This window comes from Raoultibacter timonensis (assembly GCF_022845715.1).
GTDB classification, from domain to species: Bacteria; Actinomycetota; Coriobacteriia; order Coriobacteriales; family Eggerthellaceae; genus Raoultibacter; species Raoultibacter timonensis.
Genome location: NZ_AP025564.1, coordinates 716,309 through 734,430 on the forward strand (window position 1 = coordinate 716,309; position 18,122 = coordinate 734,430).

Genomic DNA, 18,122 nt, shown 5'->3' on the forward strand with positions numbered 1-18,122 from the left:
AGAGCGCCTAAGGGCGGAGTGGTATTGTATGGTCTGCATGGCTTATGCAGTTTTTGCACAAGGCGATCGGGGGAGCAATGCAAATCGAGCATCTGAAAGAGTTCCTTCTCCTTGCGAGCAACATGAGTTTCACGAAGACATCCGCTGAAACCTATCAGACCCAATCGACGCTCAGCCGTCACATAGCTGCCATCGAAGAAGAGATCGGGGCCAAGCTCTTTATTCGAGACACCCATCATGTTCGCCTGACGGAGATAGGGAAGGCGTTTTACGAAGACTCGCAGATCACCGTCGAGGATTTCGATCGCTCGATGCGGCATGTCGAAAGCCTGAAGAAGCGGGGCGAGATACTGCGCATCGGGTATCTCTACGATGCAGCACGCGGGCTTTTGCCCCTGATCAGCGAAGCTATTCTGAGATCGAACAGCAATATCGTTCCCGAGTATCAGGCGCTCGAGTACGGCGATCTGATGCAGCGGCTCCGGCAGCGTCAGATCGATCTGTGCGTAACGCTCGATATCGACCCCGATCTCGGCGATTCGTTCTGCCGCGTCTACATCGGCAGGGACACCTACTACGCGACCATGCCGAAGGACCACGAACTGGCTGGCAGGGAATCCGTCACCCTCGAAGACCTGTCGAAACAGCCGATCATATTCCCCGATCCCAAAGCGATGGGTGCCATCAACGCGTACTATCGGCGCGCTCTCAAGGCGAGCGAATACGGCATTGAACCGGCGGCCTACTACAAGGATATTCCTTCGTTGGCGTATCAGGTGGAATGCGGCATGGGGCTGGCGCTTGTTTTCAGGCATCATCAGGAACGCTACGGCGATCGCATCGCGTTCGTTCCCATCGCCGATCTAGCTCAGTCGTGCCGGGTCTGCATCATGTGGGATAAGCGCATCGAGAACGTCGTTCAAGGTTCGTGGGTACAAGAGCTGAGGGCTTTGGAGAAGTAGCGAGCGCGCTGTTCGGCACGTTTTTGCCGGGGGGTCCGGCGCATGCGATTGCGGAAAGCTGATCTTGCGGGGATCATGCGGAAACGCCGATCTGGTACTGCGCGGATATGCCAACTCAAAACGAAAGGCCTCCGTCATGCGGTCGGAGGCCTTTCGTCTGCTTGCATGAATCGGAGAACTCTTGCTTATGCGTAGATCTCCTTTTCGACTACGAGATCGTTCTTGATTTTGCCGACGAGCTTTTGCAAAGCGTCGATGGCGTTGGGGCGGATATCGGCGCCGATCAGCACGTACATGATCGAATCGCCCACGTCGAGAGCACCCTCGTTGAGCCATACGCGCACGTAGTATACGCCCGGCCAGGTGAGCGCGTCGGCGACGGCGGCGTCGACGCCCGCTGCGTCGTAGGAGAACTCAACCTGCGCAACGTCGCCGAGACCTTCGACGCCCTCGCGCACCTGCGCTTTGGGCGTTACGCGGACGGTGCCGTTATGGGTGAGGAACATGCCGCACTGCGCGGCCTTCGGATCGGCTTTCGCCTCTTTGAGCCACTGATCGATTGACGGTTCCGGTTTTGCCATGGTGCCCCTCGTTTCGTTTTCCCATCCGATTGCTCGGAAATCCTAGTGTATCAATGGGGTTAAGTATACCGCATCGTCACGGTCATTCTCGGATGAGAATGACTTTTGGCGAAGGAAAAGCCCCTTTGTTCAGGGGCGTGCCGCATGTGCGCTCGGGGTCTTCGGGTTCATGCCGGCGCACGATGGCTTCGTGCTAGCTTGGGTCAACGAGTAAAACCGCCCGAACTGCTGGATTTTGCTCGTTGTGTTACGTTTGGGGGCCGTTTCGGGCGGTTTTTCGCTCGATCGGCCGAGACCGATTGATGCCCTTTCGCATAAGCGCAGGTCGAACTTTCGAGCATTGTCGCGGCCGTATTCCGAATGCAACACAACGAGCAAAAACATGCAAAAAAGGCGAGAGGTTCTTGGAGCCGAAGGGCCCCGTCTGCGTGCAGCTTCTGAGAGCGGTTTGGCGTTTTGAGGTCCGGATAGGCACATGCTGATTCCGGATTCACAGCGGATTCCCGGGTTTGCGGCAGAAAAACGAAGATATTCGTCGTCTGGACCCCTTCCGTGCGGCAAAATGTACGACTACTGTATCGAGTAACTCCATCGCGCCTGATCAGGAAGGGGTTAGGAGTCGACTGTAAAAAAAGGACTCTGATGGAGACGAAAAACTTCGTATTTCTGTCGCGAGTGCGCCTTCGGACTGCCGAGCTCGTGTTACGTCGATCTTCGGTGCCAAGCGGCGAAAAGTTCGAAAGCGCCTCTCGTCCCGTACGCTGCCACCCAACCTGCGCAGCTCACCCGCACAGCACGCTCGCACAGCTCCATTCCCTGGGGTCTGCACTGCAAGCCTTCCAGCTCATCTCGCCCTACAGCGCCGCCAAGCCGCTGTCAGCCATCTTTTCGATGAAGCGCGCAACGTCTTCAGCGCTTTCTTTCATGCCCGATTGTACCCATGAGCGGATAATCGCGAGGCAGCCGTTCGCCATGAACGTGTAGAAGCGATCGAGCTCCGAGCTTGCGAGGTCGGGCCTTGTTCGGTTCCACATGGCGATGCTTCTTTCCCTGAATCTGTCGACGATGCGCAGGAGCATGTCGGGATCGCTGTATTCGCCGAAGAACGCCATGCAGAGTTTTTCGTTCTGCGCGATGATGGTGCAGATGTCTTTGCTGAACGCTTCGAGCGAGCCGCCGTTGATCGTCGTGCTCAGCGAGTGCATGATGGTCTGCGCAAGGTCGCGCTCTATCTCCTCGTACAGTGCGTAGATGTCGGTGTAGTGGGAGTAGAAGGTCGCCCGGTTGACGCCCGCTTTGTCGCACAGCTCTTTGACGGTGATCTTGCCGACGGGCTTTTCCTGCATGAGATCGAAAAAGCTGTCGCGCAGCATCATTTTCGTAAGGCGCACGCGGTGATCTTGTTTCATGGAGCTCCTCGCCTTCGCGTTTTCGGGTTGTGCGTTTTTCGTTTGAAAGGCAACAGATCGGGGCCGGATGTCGGTTTGCTGACACTTTCGCAGCATTTATCGGTTGAAGAATAACCATGATGCAATATAACAGTAAGTGAGAAAGATAATCAACACTGTGTTGTCAACAAGTCGCAGATCTTCCGGGCCGAATTTCGAGCGGCGGGCGTTTGCCTCGTTGGCGGCGGTAAAGGATGCAGTTGCTGTGGACCGATTCGCTACGTTCGTCATCGACCATAAAAAGCCGATCGTTTGGCTGACGCTCGCGCTTGCCGTCATCGGTACGGTGATGACGTTCCTCGTGCCGATCAACTACAATCTCTCCGAATACCTTCCCGAAACCACCGAGTCGATGCGTGCGGTGGATACGATGGAAGAAGAGTTCGGCATGGCGGTTCCCAACGCGCGCGTCATGGTCGACGATGTGGGTGTGACCGAGGCGCTCGAATATAAGGAGCGGCTTGAGGCGGCGGCGGGCGTCGATGACGTCATGTGGCTCGACGATGTCGCCGACCTGAGCATTCCCCTCGAAATGCTCGATGCCGATACGGTGTCGGCGTACTACAAGGATGGTCACGCGCTTTTCGACGTGACCATCGCGTCGGGCGCGGAATCGGAGGCGATGGACGCCATCTACGGCATCATCGGCGAGGGCGGTCACGCGTCGGGCCAGTCGGTCAGTACCGCCGAGATGAAATCGATGACCATCACCGAGGTGATCAACGGCATCCTCATCCTCGTGCCGCTCATCCTCCTCGTTCTCGTTCTGTCGACCACTTCGTGGGTGGAGCCAATCCTCTTTTTGCTTGCCATCGGCGTATCGGTGCTCATGAACATGGGATCGAACCTCTTTATGGGCGAGGTATCCTTCATCGCGTTCATGGTCGCTCCTGTGCTGCAGCTTGCGGTATCGCTCGACTACGCTATATTCCTGCTCCATGCGTTCCAGCGGTTCAGGAAAACCGAACCCGATGTGGAATCGGCCATGCGCGCTGCCATGAAAAAGAGCTTCTCCTCGATCGCTGCTTCGGCTGCGACAACGTTTTTCGGATTTGCGGCTCTGTGCTTCATGCAGTTCCAAATCGGCATGGATCTCGGTCTCGCGCTCGTGAAAGGCATCGTGCTGTCGTTTCTCTGCGTCGTGATCTTTCTGCCTGCGTTCACGCTCATGGCTTACAAGCTCATCGACAAGACGCGCCATCGCCGTTTGCTCCCGACGTTTCGCGGTGCGGGCAAGTACCTGGCCCCGCTGCGCATACCCGTGTTCCTCATCGTGATCGCGCTCATCGTTCCGTGCTTCCTCGCTCAGTCGAACACCCAGTTCACTTACGGTATGGGTTCGGTTGAGGGAAGCCAGACGCGTGCTTCGCTCGATGCCGAGGCGATCGAGGATACCTTCGGGCAATCGGAGGCGACCGTGATCCTCATCCCCAACGACGACAGGGCGCGCGAGGCTGAGCTGGTGGCCGAGTTGGAGCAGATACCCCACGTCACTTCGGTTATCTCGTACACGAACGCCGTCGGCATGGCGATTCCCGTCGAATTTCTCGACGAGAGCATAACGAGCCAGTTCTATTCGGATAACTACGCGCGCGTCATCGTGTACGCCGATACGGAGAACGAGGGCGATGTGGCGTTCGGCGTGGTGGAGCAGATCCGAGAAAAGGCGGGCGCCCTCTACGGCGACGAGAGCATGTCGGCGGGGTACGCGACGAGCCTCTATGACATGCGCGCTGTGGTGACGGTGGATAACCAGACGACGAACCTCATCGCCATCTGCGCGATCATTCTCGTGCTGCTGCTGACGTTCAAATCGGCGACGCTGCCCGTAATCTTGCTCGCCACCATCGAATCGGCCATCTTCATCAACCTCGCCGTGCCGTACCTGACGGGCGATTCGCTCAACTACCTGGGATTTCTTGTCATCAATACCGTGCAGCTCGGCGCGACGGTCGACTACGCCATCCTGTTTACCGACAATTACCGCAAGAATCGCCAGGCCATGGCCGTACGTCCCGCGCTTTCGCGCACGCTCGGCGATACGTTTTTCAGCATCCTCGTTTCGGCGAGCATCCTCTCGATGACCGGTGCCGTGCTCTGGCTCACGTCGAGCAACAACATCGTATCGGTTCTCGGCCTGCTTCTGTGCCGGGGAACGCTGCTTTCGTTCTTGCTCGTGGTCACGTTTTTGCCCGGAGCGCTGCTCATCTTCGACAGGATCATCAAAAAGACTACCTGGCGTGCGAACTTCTTCGATCCGCGCGCCTCGCATAAGGAGGAATCGTCATGAACGACGTAACGCCATCGAATCGTATGCTGCGGATCGCGCTTGCGGCAACGCTTGCGGGAACCCTCTCCCTCGGAGCGCTCGGCGCATCGTCGCTGCAGAGCGCGAACGCCGAAGAGCGGGACGGAACGGCGAGCGCCGCCCAAGGGTCTTCTTCGGACGGCGGGTCCGCCTCGTCGACCGAGCGACATGCCGAGAACGCAACGCCCAAAGACGAGGTCGTATATGCAACACTTGACGGATCTGGCGCGGTGAACAGCATCTACGTGGTCAACGTGCTCAACCCCGAAAAGCCGGGAGCGGTGACCGACTACGGCGACTACTCTTCGGTGACGAACCTTACCGACACCGCGCAGATCGAGCAGGAAGGCGATGCCGTGACGGTCGATGTGGGCGCGGGGGAGAGCTTTCGCTACCAGGGCGATCTCGCTTCGAAGAACCTTCCTTGGGATGTGGCGGTAACGTACAAGATCGACGGAAAAGCGATCGATGCGTCGGAGCTTGGCGGCAAGAGCGGCTTACTCGAGATGGAGATCGCCACCAAGCGCAACGATGCCGTGGATGCGACGTTCTTCGATAACTACCTGCTGCAGATCTCGCTCGTGTTCGCTTCCGACAAATCGAGCAATGTGGCTACGCCCGACGGGCAGATAGCGCTTTCGGGATCGAACACGCAGGTGACCTTCACGGGCATGCCCGGCAAGGACGGAACCTTTTCGGTGAGTGCCGACGTAACCGATTTCGAGATGGACGGTGCGAGCTTTGCCGCCGTGCCGTTTTCCATGGTGATCGACTCGCCCGACAAAGACGGATTGCTTTCGGGTTTCGTGCAGCTGTCCGACGGCGTCGGACAGCTATCCGATGGCGCTTCGCAGTTGGCGAGCGGCGCCCAGAGCCTATCGTCGGGTGCAGACGAGATGGCCTCGGGCATAGCGGGCATTGCGGATGGCACCGCGGGTATCGCTTCGGGCGCCGATGGGCTCGCGTCGGGCGCATCGTCGCTTGCCGAGGGGCTCGAAGCCTATCAGGGCGCCTTGAACGGTCAGGCGCAGCAAGCGCAGGGGTCGGTGATCGATTCGAGCGCCCAGCAGCAAGCCTACCAGACGGCACTGCAAACCTACGTCGCCGCGTTCGCGATGGCGTATCATGCGTCCGATCCCGACGCCGACCAGGGCGCCGCCATGGCGGCTGCGCAACAGGCCACGGCTGCGCAGGCAGCCGATTTGCAGCAGGCGTTCCAAACGCTCGTGACCGTCGAGGCGGCCAATGCCGCCTACGGCGCCGTTGCGCAAACGCTCACGGCCGCCGCTTCGGGCCTCGGCTCGGCGGGCGATGGGAACAGTCTCGTCGGTGGTATCGAAGCCCTCGCGTCGGGCGCTTCGTCGCTCGCATCGGGGGCAAACGAGCTTGCGGGCGGCGCTACCAGCGCGGCCTCGGGTGCAAACTCGCTCTCGTCGGGTGCGGGCGACTTGGCCAGCGGTGCAGGCGAACTTGCCGACGGAACCGGTAGCCTTTATACGGAGATTCAGGCGATGCCCGATACGGTGAGCGAAGAAATTGATAAGATGATCGCCGAATACAGTAAGAGCGATTTTAAGCCGATAAGTTTTACCAGTTCGAAAAACACCGATGTTACACTGGTGCAGTTCGTGATGGCCACCGAGCCTATCGTCGCACCGGAGAAGGCCGAACCCGAGCCCGAGCAGGAGCAGGGTTCGTTCTGGGACCGCCTTCTGGCGCTGTTCGGCATCGGGAGCTAGACAGGTAGCGGTCGGCGTCGCTTGCAGTGCAGTATGCGTTTCACCGACCGAATGGAAAGAGGAACCCCATGGCTCTACCCGCAGCCGACCTGAACAAAAAGGCCGACAACCTGACGACTATGGAGCTCGGGCACGTGCTGCCCCTGACCGCCGAGGTCAAAGACGACCACCTCTTCGTCGGCGGCGTCGACATGGTCGAACTCGCCCGCGATCAGGGTACGGCCCTGTACGTGATGGACGAGGTCGATATGCGCCATCGCATGGAAACCTACCTCGGCGCATTTCGCGGCCGCTACGAGAACTCCGATGTGGTGTTTGCGAGCAAGGCGTTTCTCAACAAGGCGGCGGCGAAGATCGTTGCAGAAGAGGGCCTGTGCCTCGACGTGTCGGGCGGCGGAGAGCTTGCGGTGGCCCGCGCCGCGGGATTTCCGATGGATCGGGTTTTCGTGCACGGCAACAACAAGACGCCCGTCGAACTGACCGAGGCCATCGAAGCCGGCGTCGGCTGCATCGTGATCGACTCGCGCATCGAGCTCGACCGCGTGTCGAAGATCGCAGGGGAGCAGGGGCGCGTGCAGAATATCTACATGCGCATCACGCCGGGCGTTGAGGCCGACACCCACGAATATATCCGCACGGGCTGCGAAGATTCGAAGTTCGGCTTTACCATGCGTGACGATTGGGCGTTCAACTGCGTGAAAGACGTGCTGGCCGCCCCCAACGTCCGCCTTGCGGGCCTGCATATGCACATCGGGTCGCAGATTTTCGCCCTGCATTCGTTCAAGGAGGCCATCAAGGTGATGGTCGACCTCATCGCGCGCATCAAGGCCGAATACGGTTACGAGATCGACGAACTCGACGTGGGCGGCGGCTTGGGCGTGGCGTACACGGCTGACGACAAGCCCTCCACCATAGAAGACTTCGCCGAGTGCGTAACCTCCGCCGTGAAAGAGTACTGTGCCGAGTTCGACGTGAAGCTCCCGCGCCTGCTCACCGAGCCGGGCCGCAGCCTCGTGGCGAATGCGGGCATAACGCTCTACACCGTAGGCATCCTGAAAACGCTCCCGGGCATCCGCAAGTACGTTGCCGTCGACGGCGGCATGTCGGACAACATCCGCACGGCGCTCTACCATGCCGAGTACGAGCCGATTATCGCCAACAAAGCGGGCCAGCCCCGCACCGAGATCGTCACGCTTGCCGGCAAGCATTGCGAGAGCGGCGATGCGGTGGTCATCGACATGCCCATCCAGCATCCCGACCTCGGCGACATCGTGTGCGTGTTCGGAACGGGCGCTTACTGCTACACTATGTCGAACAACTACAACGGGCAGCCGCGCCCCGCGATCGTATTCGTGAAAGACGGCGAGGCTCGCGTGACCACGCGGCGCGAGACCTACGAAGATCTGATGGCGTGCGATCTGGATTAAGGGAGACAACGACATGGCTGTAAAACTCGGATTGGTTGGCACCGGCACCGTCGGCGGCGGCTGCATCGAGATACTCAAGAATCACAAGCAGGCGTTTTTGCGCCACTACGGCATCGACGTGGAACTCGTCCGCGTGTGCTCGCGCAATCCCGAGCAGGCCATCGAGCATGGCGTGGAGGACATCTTCACGCAGGATTACACCGACATCGTGAACGATCCCTCGATCGACATCGTCATCGAGCTCATCGGCGGCACGACCGTTGCCAAGAACGTGGTGCTGGAATCGCTGCGCGCCGGCAAGAACGTGGTTACGGCCAACAAGGCGCTCATGGCCACCTACGGCGAAGAGGTTATGGCTGCTGCCGCAGAGGCGAACAGGGAGATCGCGTTCGAGGCGAGCGTGGGCGGCGGCATCCCGATCATCGATCCGATGAAGCACTCGCTTATCGCGAACCGCATCGATACCGTGATGGGCATCGTGAACGGCACGACCAACTACATGCTCACCCGTATGGCCGAAGACGATATGCCTTATGACGAGGTGCTTGCCGAGGCGCAGGCCAAGGGCTTTGCCGAAGCCGATCCGACGGCCGATGTCGATGGGCTCGACGCCGCGGCCAAGATCGCCATCCTCGCATCGATTGCCTTCAACTCGCGTGTGACCATCAACGACGTGCATACCGAGGGAATTCGTAACATCACGCCGCTCGATCTCGAAATCGCGAAGGACATGGGTTACAGCGTGAAACTCCTGGCCCATGCGCATCGCACCGACGAGGGCATCGACGTGCGCGTGCATCCCACTATGTTGCCCCTCGACCACCAGCTTTCAACGGTGAACGGTGTGTTCAACGCGATCTACGTGGTGGGCGATGCGGTGGGCGAGACCATGTTCTTCGGCGAAGGTGCGGGTTCGGGTCCTGCGGCGAGCGCCGTCATGGGCGATGTGCTGGAGGTTGCGCGTCACATTCAGGCGGGCATTCCCCCGATCGTGGGTTGCACCTGCACCGATACGCTTCCCATCGTGCCGATGGAGAACCTCAAGACCAAGTACTACATCCGTTTCGCCGTCGCCGACCGTTCGGGCGTGCTGGCCGCTATGGCGGGCGTGTTCGCCGATCACAACGTGAGCGTCCACTCGGTTATCCAGCGCGGCAAGAAAGATGCGAACAGCGTCGATTTGACTTACGTTACCCATACCGCTCGTGAGAAGAGCGTCCGCGCCGTGCTTGCCGACATCGCGAGTCTCGATGACGTGCTGCGCGAGGAACCCTCGGTCATTCGCGTGGAGGATTAAGCTCGACGGTTGCATCGTAATCGAAAGGCCGCATATTTGCGGCCTTTCGCATAGGGGCCATCGTTTCAGGGTGGCGAATCGTATGACTGGAGCGGACTAAATGGCTCCTGAGGCAAGGTCTCGACCAAGCTGGCGCCCCAGCGTCATCGCCATGCCGAGGGTAAGGCCCGACATGGGAGTGGAGTACTGAACGGCAAACCGTCCGCCACTGTTGTTGCCGCTTGCGTAGAGTCCCTCTATGGGATTGTAGTTACTGTCGAGTACGCGTTGGTCGTCATCGATGACCAAGCCGTTGAGCGCGACAGTCCCTGTCATGGGTTTTTCTTCAACGCTGTACATGCCGAAGAACGGAGGCTCGCTGATTGACAGGAGCATTTTCGGATCACGTCCGAAGTCTTCGTCTTCGCCGTTGTCGCAAAACTGGTTGTATCGTTCGATCTCTTTTTCCACAGAGCTTTTCATATCGTCGTCGAGCTTCATGTAATCAAACAACTCTTCGAGTGAGTTTGCCGCCCAGGCGCATACTGTACCGTTGTCTTCTGTGGGCGCGCCTTCGGCACCACGCTCAACCCATGAATTGAATAGCATGTCGTAATCAATGCTGTCGGGGACACCGACTGGTTGGGAGAAGTGCTCGGGCGACATGCGGGACATCATTTCTTTCCACTTATTGTCGAAGAAGAAATAATACCGTCCGGGCTTGCGGCGTTCAACCTGCGAAAGCATGCCGAAAACGCCAAGGAATGTTTCGTCGGTGAAGCGGCGACCGGAACCGTCGACGCACATGAAAGGAGCGCCCCATGGATTTTGGCTTGCGCCGCCCGATCCTGCAGCGAGCTCTGATGCCGCCGCATTGAACCCCGAGCCCCAGCGCAATACGTTGGTGGCGAAATCGGTGCTTTGATACATTACTTGAGGGGATACGAGACAACGCGGGCCAGGATCAAGCGTTGCACCAGCCCACATGCCCATTTTAATACCGCTGCCATCGCGTCCGAATCCCATGCAGTGCAAACCTTCTTCATCGAGTCCGTGGCTTTCGAACAGCCAGCGTTGCTCGTCTTGAAGAGCTTTGAACATCTCGGTGTTTCCGCCGTAGTCGCCACAGGTGAGTACGATGCCTTTTGTACCGATAAACTTAATATAGTTGCCGTCGGGGTCTTTGGCAATAACTCCCGTTACCGTAACATGAGGCTCGGTGGCTTCAACGAAACTCACTGTCCCATCTGCACTTACGGTTTCTTTTTGGATGGATACATCTTCTGTTTCGGTCGTGAGCACTATGCCCGTGTGCTCCCAGTACCACGTGGCGCCTTTCGATTCGGCTTCCGCGATGAGCACGGGAGCGGTAGTTTGAAAGTCTACCTGGACGTAGCCGGGCCAACAGGTGAACCCATTGACGTTGCTTCCCATGTCGAAATAGGCGCTATTGGTGGTAAAGTGGGCAACATGCACCTTGTCGAGCACTTCTTGCGGTGCCTTCCCGAGAAGCCAGTCGATCATCTCACCGCTGTTGTCAATGAATTTTTTAACAAGTCGAGGATTGGTTTTGTTGTGTGTGCGCCGTTGGTACTCTGACAGGAATTCGCTTTTTTTAATCTCTTCGAGACCGTTATCGAGGACATATCGGGAGTTGATGGATGCAATGTCGTGCAAGCCGTAATACGATATGCCGTCTTTGGATTGCGCTTCGATGACGGCGACGCTTGCGCCCTCCTCGACGGCTGAGCAGGCGCACATGACACCAGCATTGCCGCCGCCTACGATTACGATGTCTGCTTCGATGGTTTGGGAGATCTCGGAATCGTCGACAACAGGCGCTTCGCCGAGCCAAGAATACCGACCATCGTTGCTCCCAGCTGCCGTATCCGCTTCTGCTTTACCTGCTTTTCCGCTAGCTTGCGGTGCGCACCCGGGCAGAGCAGTTGCAGCCATAGTCGCCATGCCAACACCGGCTGCTGCTTTGAGAAAGCCCCGTCGGTCTAGTTTGGCGCAATGCATGGCATCCCCTTGGCTAAAGGTCTCTTTGTTCATGTGTTCCTCTCTTCCCATTTGGTTTCATTCCACTCCGTTATTGCGCGCTTGAAAAGCGCTGGCGGGGTGACGATACGATTCGGATGGGATTGCAGCATCCTTAATCGGGAGTGATAGTTCGTTGTTGCGGGTAAATCACCCGTAAATGATGATGTCTGGTGGCTCGGTCCGCGTGTGGGGTGGGCTGTTGGGATGAGTTGTGTGGTATCATGCGCAACCATGTGAGACTCATTTGTGGGCGGGAGCATTGTGGGTTTGGGAGAGAAAAAGCGCGAGAGGTCGGCGCGATTCGCGGTGAAATCGTTTGCGTCATCATGTTCTGTGGGCATGTTCCTGTCGTGGCTCAGCTTGTCGTTTCGTGCGGCGGGCGCACCTGAGTATTCTTTTCCGGTTTCGTTTCTTTCATATCCCCGTATTGATGAGGCTTGGCTAGCCGCCGTGTCGTCCCTCGCGGTCTGTTCGCTCGTGTTTTCTTTACTCCCTTCTGCAAGGGGGATAGTCTCTCTCCATAGGACGGCTGTCTGTGCGAGCGGAGTCGTGTTGATGGCTGGGGGAGGATCGCTGGTCTTGTTCTGCTCGCAATCATTTGAGGTTCTGGTTGGCGGCGGTATTGCGGCAGGAGCCGGAATCGGCATCTTTCTGGCTCCGTGGCTTTCTATGATTTCAGGAGTAGGGGCTGATGGGCTCATGCGCTGTTTCGTCGGAGGCTTTGCTGTTTCGGGCTTGATCGATTTTGTTCTCCTTGTAACCGTTCCGCTCGTATCGCTTTCGATCCTTGCCGTTTTGCCGCTCGCTTTGCTTGCTATCGTTCTGTATCGTATGGGGCGGACAAGCGCGGCTGAAATCGATCGTGTTCAAAAATCGTCGGATGATGCTGGCGAGTCGGGATTGATTGATGGATCGTTGTTCGCGGATAGGATGCGAATTGTTACGCTGCTTTTCTCGTTTACGGGGTTCGCGTTTTTTATGGGCATAGTGGGATTCAACACCGACCCGCTTGCCCCTGAGGACCTTCTTTCTCATCAAGCAGCGCTTATGGTGGGAGGATCTGCGCTTGCCGCAATGATACTTGCTATTGTTCGGCGATGGGGTGGAGTTGACGTGCTGCCCATCGCTACGCTGCTGCTCATTGCGACCGCATTGCTCCTGCTCCCTCTTTCGGCGACAATGGTGGTATCGAGCGCTGCTGTTGTTCTCGCCCAGGCATCGCTTCTGTGCTCCTATGCCTACCTGGTTCTCTCGCTGCGCGACTCTTTCGAGCGTTTCGGATCGGAAGGGTTCGTTCGCCGGTGTTCCTTTGCGATCTCGGTTGTTGGTGTTTGCCAGTTGCTCGGCATCTTAGGAGGAGGGGCTGTACGTAGTATATTCGGGCTCAATCTGACGGCTCTCGCCCTTACTGCGATGCTTGCTTTGTACCTTGCGTTTTTTATCATCTTGGTGCTAACGCGTGGTAAAAAGCGGGTTGAGTACGTTATCAAGGGCCCCTATGCAACCGAGGGGGAGATTGCCCGCATTCGCTGCGAGATCCTATTCGGAGCATATCCCAACTTGTCGATGCGCGAGCGGGAGGTACTCGTGCTTTTGCTTCAAAACTACAGCAACGCCCGTATTGCAAAGGAGCTCGTCGTGTCCGACAATACGGTGAAAACCCATGTGCGGCATATCTACGAAAAGATGGGAGTCAAATCTCGGCAACAGCTGCAAGAATTAGCTGCTTCGATTCGTCTCGAATCCGAATAAGCACACGGCCATTCGGATTCGGTGGCTTTTTGCAGCAAGCTTCAGGACGGCAAGTCGGCTCCCCGCTCTACGCCGCTTGGGCGATTTCCTGTGATTCTTCCACTGTGATCATCTTGTATTCGACCATCTGGCGAAGCACCTGCTGCTGTCGCTCCGCCGCCAGCTCGGGGCTTGCGGTGGGTGCGTAGGCGGAGGGGGCGTTGGGCACGCCTGCGAGCAGCGTCGCTTCGTAATCGGTGAGCTCCGAGGGCTCTTTGCCGAAGTAGCCGATGCTCGCATCGTGGATGCCGTAGTAGCCGTTTCCGAAGTAGATCGAGTTCACATAGAGCTCGAGTATCTTATCCTTCGAAAGGCTCCTCTCGAAGTTGAACGCCATGAACACCTCGGCGACCTTGCGATCGAGCTCGCGGTCTTGCGTGAAGTACTGGTTTTTCGCAAGCTGCTGGGTGATGGTGCTTCCGCCCTCGACGAACGCCCCTGCTTTCAGGTCGTTGATGAGGGCGCGTCCGGTTGCGATGACATCGAAGCCCGGATGCAGGTAGAAGCGGTGGTCCTCCACTGCGATAACAGCGTCGAGGTAGCGTTGGGGGAGCTCGTCGACCGAGGTGTAGCCCGGTGCGGCTTCTATTTGCTCGACCATGGTATCGAGGCTCGTTGCGGCAAGCGCCTCGCTGTACATCGAGTATCCGCGAGAGACGTAGAACGCTACGGCGCAGAGGGCGAGCGCGGCGATGATGGCGAAAAGCTTTCCGAGAACCGAGCTGATGGATCTATCCTCATGCCGAGGTGCTACGGCTACGCGGCGATAGTACGTATTGCCAGGATGGGAAACGGGGGAGCGGTATACGGTTGGCTGGGTTCTGCTGTGCGCGCCGTTCATGATGTTCACCTGCCTTGTCGAAACCTGTTTTCGTTGCTACCAGCATAGCGCGCCTTCCTTGCGCCTACCTTACAGGGCGCTTATGGGCGTCTTACACTTTTGTAAGGAGCTTCGCTGTTCGGGCTGGGCAAGCGGTTTGCGGGACGTATTTCGTTTCTCTTGCGGATAATCGGGGCGCGGTGCTGTCGGTTTGGTATCCTAGGTTGCGACAGCAACTTGGGAAGGGGTTCTCTATGGCGATCGGTGCGGTATTCGACTGTGACGGAACGCTCCTCGATTCGATGGAGGCATGGCATATCGTGCAGAGCGATCTCGCGAAACGTGCGGGAATCGTATCGACCGACGAGTTGACGGTTGAGCTCGGTCCCATGACGATTCCCGAGGCGGGAGCCCACCTTCATGCGAAATACGGCGTTGGCATCGATGCGGACGACGTGGTTTCCATGATCGACGAGGGAATGCTCGAGTACTATCGAAACCACGCAAAGCCGCGCCCGGGTGCGCTCGAGTTCGTCGAAGCCCTCAACGAACTCGGCGTGAGCTGCAGTGTGGCGTCGTCGAGCCCTCAATCGTATCTGCAAGCCGGGCTTGCTCGCGCTGGGTTCACCCCGTACCTCGACGCCATCGTATCGGTTGACGATGTGGGCGCATCGAAGCGCGATCCGGCGGTGTTCAACCAGGCATGCAAGCTCATGGGTACGCGTATCGACGAAACCTGGGGATTCGAAGACTCCCTGTACGCCCTTCTTACGCTTAAGCGCGCGGGGTACAAAACGGTTGGGATCTACGATTCCGATTTGGCCGGCACGTTCGATCAGCTTGCCGAGGTCGCCGACGTGGCGGTGAGGGCATTCGACGAGCTGGATCCCCGAATGTTCGTCGAGTAACCTGCGACGGTGCAGACCGCCCCCTTTGAGCGCTGCCTCAATTTTCCGACATAGTTTAATAATGTTCAACCTGTTCAGTTTTGTGTTTGCTATACTGAACAAATCCTAGCTGGTGGATATTATTAACGACGATGGATCTGCAAATACATGACCAACGGTCGCATACTTGCCGAGGAGGAACGATGACCGAAGAGAACAACGCTAACCCGAACGGTGTGTCCGATCAGCAGCCAGCTGCATCCGGCGCTTCCGCTCCCGATCAAGCCCCTGCGGCATCGCAGCAATCGGAAACGCAGCCTTTTGCGGCAGAGCCGTATGTGGCCCCCGAGCCTCCCGCTCCCGGTGAAACCGCCCAATACTCGGCCGCCCAGCAACCGGGCGCTACCTCCGAGCCGCCGACGCCCGGCTATGCCGCACCGCAGCAGCCCACCCAAGCCATGCCGAACGGCTATCAGACGCAGCCCGGTCAGCAGCCTCCGATGGGGTACGGTTACCAGGGAGGCTACGGTGCGCCCCAGCCTCCGACTGCGGCCCCGACGGGCCCCGGAAGCGGTAAAGCGCTCGGTTCGCTCATCTGCGGCATCTGCGCCATCGTGTTCTCCGGAACCGTGATCATCAGCATTATTCTGGGCGTCATCGCCATCGTGCTCGCTTCGCAGTACGTCAAATCGTTCGGCAAAGACGGCAAGGCGACGGGTGGTAAGGTGTGCGGCGTCATCGGCATCGTCTTCTCGATCCTCATGCTGATCATCTACATCTTCTCGGGCATCTTCCTTGCTGCCGTGTTCAACGAGTACAGCAGCTCGCCCAGTTCGTCGTACTCCTATTCGTACGATAGCGGATCTTCGTCGAGCGATAGCGATTCCAGCTCTACGCTGCCGACCGACGCCGACGAGCAGGCTGCCATCGATGCCGCAAGCGCCATCCTCGACGAGCTGAAGAACCCCACCGATGCCGACATCAGCGCTTTGGCATCGGGCCTCGACGAGGGCTTCGCGCAGGAATCGGGTCTTGAGAGCCTGAGCGATCTCGGCATCGAATCCCGCGAGTTCGCTGAGTGGTTGCTCTCCGATCTGACCTACGAGATCGACGATGCATTCGTGTACAGCGATGGTACCGGCACCGTGTACGCCGATGTGACGACGAAAGACTACTACGAGTTCATGTACATCTTCTCCGACAACATCGATACGTTCGTTGCAAGCGATGAGGCGGCCACCATCACCGACGATGCTGCCGCCAACGCCAAGATCGGCGAGTTGCTGAGGGATGCCATGGCCAAGACTCCGACCACGGTGAATTACGCTTCTATCGAAGTGAAGAAGGTCGGCGGAACCTGGGTTGTCGACGATGAGTCGCTCGAGGAGCTCGCCCAGAGCATCTTCGGCATCTATTACTAAGGCTTGACCCCATCCGCATGGCGGTGGGGCGCAGAGCAGAAAGAAGCGACCCCTTGGGGTCGCTTCTTTGCAATCGGGATCATTTTTAGCGCCAGGGATCCTCTTCGTAGGGGCTTTCGCGCACGATGCGGTCGGAATACGGGTCGTAGCCGTCGTCATCTTCGTTGGCGGCGCGCAGAAACGGATCGTGTTTGACGTTCGCGCGCTTCTGCTTCTCCTGCAAGGCGGCTTCCGCGCGTCTTTGGGCTTCGGCGCGCTCGTTCGCTTCGAGGGGCACATGCGCAGCTTCTGCGCGATCTTCCTCTTGCGACACGGCCTACTCCTCTTCCCCGATCGAACCGATATCGTATGGTGTTGTCTGATAGACGTAGTAGTTGAGCCAGTTCGTGTACAGCAGCTGCGCTTGCGCCCGCCAGGTCGCGAGCGGGGCGCGCGTGGGATCGTTGTCGGGATAGTAGTTCACCGGCAGGGCAACATCGGGTTCTTTACCCAGATCGCGCTCGTATTCACGGCCAAGCGTTTCGGTGTCGTACTCGGGGTGGCCGAATACGAAGAAGTGATGGCTGTCCGTGCTCTTGGCGATGTAGACGCCCGCAACGTCGGACACGGCTATCAGCTCGAGTGCGGGGTTCGCCTCGATGTCTTCGGCATGCACTTCGGTGTAGCGCGAATGCGGAGCCATGAACACATCGTCGAATCCGCGCACGAGCGGGGAAGAAGGTTTCACGAGCTTGTGCTCGAACACGCCGAACAGCTTTTCGGGCAGCTCGTACTTCGGCACCCCGTAGTGGTAGTAGATGCCCGCTTGGGCGCCCCAGCAGATGTGCAGTACGCTGTGCACGTTGGTGCGCGACCATTCCATGATGTTCGAAAGCTCGTCCCAGTAGTCGACGTCTTCGAAGTCGAGCCGCTCGACGGGCGCGCCGGTGATGATCATGCCGTCGAAGTGCTCGTTCTTGATATCGTCGAACGAGGTGTAGAACGTTTCGAGGTGCTCTTCGGAAACGTTCTTCGATTCGTGGCTGATGGTTTGCAGCAGCTCCACATCGATCTGCAGCGGCGTGTTGGAGAGCTTTCGCATGATCTGCGTTTCGGTGACGATTTTTGTGGGCATGAGGTTCAAAAGCAGCAGCTTCAGGGGACGGATGTCCTGATGCATGGCGCGGTATTCGGTCATTACGAAGATGTTTTCGCTTTCGAGAATCTCGGTTGCTGGAAGCGAATCGGGAATCCTGATCGGCATAACGCGTCCTTTCTGCTTGCCGCATTATCAACATTTGTCCAGATGGGTATGCGGCTTGCGCCCATCCGGATCGGGGAGGTATCGCCCCGCGAAACAAACACGCCCTATGATACCAGCGAGTGAAACCAAGCGCTAAGGCAATCAAGGTTTCGCCATATTGGGGTTGTCGTTTTCGG

15 protein-coding genes are annotated in these 18,122 nt (G+C 58.2%); 8 read left to right on the forward strand and 7 right to left on the reverse strand.

Going from position 1 to position 18,122, the window contains the following annotated elements; genetic code table 11:
• Positions 1 to 77: 77 nt before the first annotated feature.
• Entirely contained in the window at positions 78 to 962 is an 885-nt protein-coding gene (locus MWL89_RS02790; protein ID WP_244411672.1) for a LysR family transcriptional regulator, read from the forward strand.
• A gap of 185 nt (positions 963 to 1,147) precedes the next feature.
• On the opposite strand, the gene MWL89_RS02795 is transcribed toward MWL89_RS02790, so the two are convergent.
• Both MWL89_RS02795 and MWL89_RS02800 read right to left on the reverse strand, forming a co-directional pair.
• Positions 1,148 to 1,543: a molybdenum cofactor biosynthesis protein MoaE gene (locus tag MWL89_RS02795; protein WP_102379118.1), complete on the reverse strand. Its 396-nt coding sequence runs from the start codon at positions 1,541 to 1,543 to the stop codon at positions 1,148 to 1,150.
• An 854-nt stretch (positions 1,544 to 2,397) separates the two neighbouring features.
• Entirely contained in the window at positions 2,398 to 2,952 is a 555-nt protein-coding gene (locus MWL89_RS02800) for a TetR/AcrR family transcriptional regulator (RefSeq protein WP_180995131.1), read from the reverse strand.
• Between the two features lie 244 nt (positions 2,953 to 3,196).
• Here MWL89_RS02800 and MWL89_RS02805 point away from each other — a divergent pair, with 244 nt between their 5' ends.
• From MWL89_RS02805 to MWL89_RS02820, 4 genes are all read left to right on the forward strand, one after another.
• Positions 3,197 to 5,281, forward strand: coding sequence for an efflux RND transporter permease subunit (locus tag MWL89_RS02805; protein ID WP_244411673.1), 2,085 nt, complete (start codon positions 3,197 to 3,199; stop codon positions 5,279 to 5,281).
• A complete protein-coding gene (locus MWL89_RS02810; protein ID WP_244411674.1) occupies positions 5,278 to 7,038 on the forward strand; it encodes a hypothetical protein in 1,761 nt (586 codons plus the stop codon). Before MWL89_RS02805 ends, MWL89_RS02810 begins: the two co-directional genes overlap by 4 nt.
• A gap of 68 nt (positions 7,039 to 7,106) precedes the next feature.
• Positions 7,107 to 8,465 (forward strand): diaminopimelate decarboxylase, encoded by a 1,359-nt coding sequence (lysA, locus tag MWL89_RS02815; protein WP_244411675.1) that lies wholly within the window; start codon positions 7,107 to 7,109, stop codon positions 8,463 to 8,465.
• A 13-nt stretch (positions 8,466 to 8,478) separates the two neighbouring features.
• Complete coding sequence (locus MWL89_RS02820; protein ID WP_102379114.1) at positions 8,479 to 9,762, forward strand: homoserine dehydrogenase; 1,284 nt, start codon at positions 8,479 to 8,481, stop codon at positions 9,760 to 9,762.
• Between the two features lie 96 nt (positions 9,763 to 9,858).
• On the opposite strand, the gene MWL89_RS02825 is transcribed toward MWL89_RS02820, so the two are convergent.
• Positions 9,859 to 11,796: an FAD-binding protein gene (locus MWL89_RS02825; protein WP_244411676.1), complete on the reverse strand. Its 1,938-nt coding sequence runs from the start codon at positions 11,794 to 11,796 to the stop codon at positions 9,859 to 9,861.
• Between the two features lie 663 nt (positions 11,797 to 12,459).
• Positions 12,460 to 12,819, reverse strand: a complete 360-nt coding sequence (locus MWL89_RS02830; RefSeq protein WP_244411677.1) for a hypothetical protein — start codon at positions 12,817 to 12,819, stop codon at positions 12,460 to 12,462.
• Positions 12,820 to 12,831: 12 nt separating this feature from the next.
• Between MWL89_RS02830 and MWL89_RS02835 the strand changes: the two genes are divergently transcribed.
• Entirely contained in the window at positions 12,832 to 13,536 is a 705-nt protein-coding gene (locus MWL89_RS02835; RefSeq protein WP_244411678.1) for a helix-turn-helix domain-containing protein, read from the forward strand.
• A 67-nt stretch (positions 13,537 to 13,603) separates the two neighbouring features.
• Here the strand turns inward: MWL89_RS02835 and MWL89_RS02840 are convergent, their stop codons facing one another.
• A complete protein-coding gene (locus MWL89_RS02840; RefSeq protein WP_244411679.1) occupies positions 13,604 to 14,416 on the reverse strand; it encodes a transglycosylase domain-containing protein in 813 nt (270 codons plus the stop codon).
• Between the two features lie 233 nt (positions 14,417 to 14,649).
• Between MWL89_RS02840 and MWL89_RS02845 the strand changes: the two genes are divergently transcribed.
• Positions 14,650 to 15,303: an HAD family hydrolase gene (locus MWL89_RS02845; RefSeq protein ID WP_244411680.1), complete on the forward strand. Its 654-nt coding sequence runs from the start codon at positions 14,650 to 14,652 to the stop codon at positions 15,301 to 15,303.
• Between the two features lie 182 nt (positions 15,304 to 15,485).
• On the forward strand, positions 15,486 to 16,703 hold the full coding sequence (locus MWL89_RS02850; protein WP_244411681.1) for a hypothetical protein: 1,218 nt from the start codon (positions 15,486 to 15,488) through the stop codon (positions 16,701 to 16,703).
• Positions 16,704 to 16,788: 85 nt separating this feature from the next.
• Here MWL89_RS02850 and MWL89_RS02855 read toward each other — a convergent pair whose 3' ends face one another.
• Positions 16,789 to 17,016 (reverse strand): hypothetical protein, encoded by a 228-nt coding sequence (locus MWL89_RS02855; RefSeq protein ID WP_244411682.1) that lies wholly within the window; start codon positions 17,014 to 17,016, stop codon positions 16,789 to 16,791.
• 3 nt (positions 17,017 to 17,019) lie between these two features.
• Positions 17,020 to 17,946: a homoserine O-acetyltransferase MetA gene (metA, locus tag MWL89_RS02860; RefSeq protein WP_244411683.1), complete on the reverse strand. Its 927-nt coding sequence runs from the start codon at positions 17,944 to 17,946 to the stop codon at positions 17,020 to 17,022.
• Positions 17,947 to 18,122 lie beyond the last annotated feature (176 nt).

Bases quoted from the DNA above. Each gene is read 5' to 3' on its own strand.
- MWL89_RS02790 (WP_244411672.1), top strand. From the start codon at position 78: ATGCAAATCGAGCATCTGAAAGAGTTCCTTCTCCTTGCGAGCAACATG.
- MWL89_RS02795 (WP_102379118.1), bottom strand. From the start codon at position 1,543: ATGGCAAAACCGGAACCGTCAATCGATCAGTGGCTCAAAGAGGCGAAA.
- MWL89_RS02800 (WP_180995131.1), bottom strand. From the start codon at position 2,952: ATGAAACAAGATCACCGCGTGCGCCTTACGAAAATGATGCTGCGCGAC.
- MWL89_RS02810 (WP_244411674.1), top strand. From the start codon at position 5,278: ATGAACGACGTAACGCCATCGAATCGTATGCTGCGGATCGCGCTTGCG.
- lysA (WP_244411675.1), top strand. From the start codon at position 7,107: ATGGCTCTACCCGCAGCCGACCTGAACAAAAAGGCCGACAACCTGACG.
- MWL89_RS02820 (WP_102379114.1), top strand. From the start codon at position 8,479: ATGGCTGTAAAACTCGGATTGGTTGGCACCGGCACCGTCGGCGGCGGC.
- MWL89_RS02825 (WP_244411676.1), bottom strand. From the start codon at position 11,796: ATGAACAAAGAGACCTTTAGCCAAGGGGATGCCATGCATTGCGCCAAA.
- MWL89_RS02830 (WP_244411677.1), bottom strand. From the start codon at position 12,819: ATGAGAAAGAAGGTCCTCAGGGGCAAGCGGGTCGGTGTTGAATCCCAC.
- MWL89_RS02835 (WP_244411678.1), top strand. From the start codon at position 12,832: ATGGTGGGAGGATCTGCGCTTGCCGCAATGATACTTGCTATTGTTCGG.
- MWL89_RS02840 (WP_244411679.1), bottom strand. From the start codon at position 14,416: ATGAACGGCGCGCACAGCAGAACCCAGCCAACCGTATACCGCTCCCCC.
- MWL89_RS02845 (WP_244411680.1), top strand. From the start codon at position 14,650: ATGGCGATCGGTGCGGTATTCGACTGTGACGGAACGCTCCTCGATTCG.
- MWL89_RS02850 (WP_244411681.1), top strand. From the start codon at position 15,486: ATGACCGAAGAGAACAACGCTAACCCGAACGGTGTGTCCGATCAGCAG.
- metA (WP_244411683.1), bottom strand. From the start codon at position 17,946: ATGCCGATCAGGATTCCCGATTCGCTTCCAGCAACCGAGATTCTCGAA.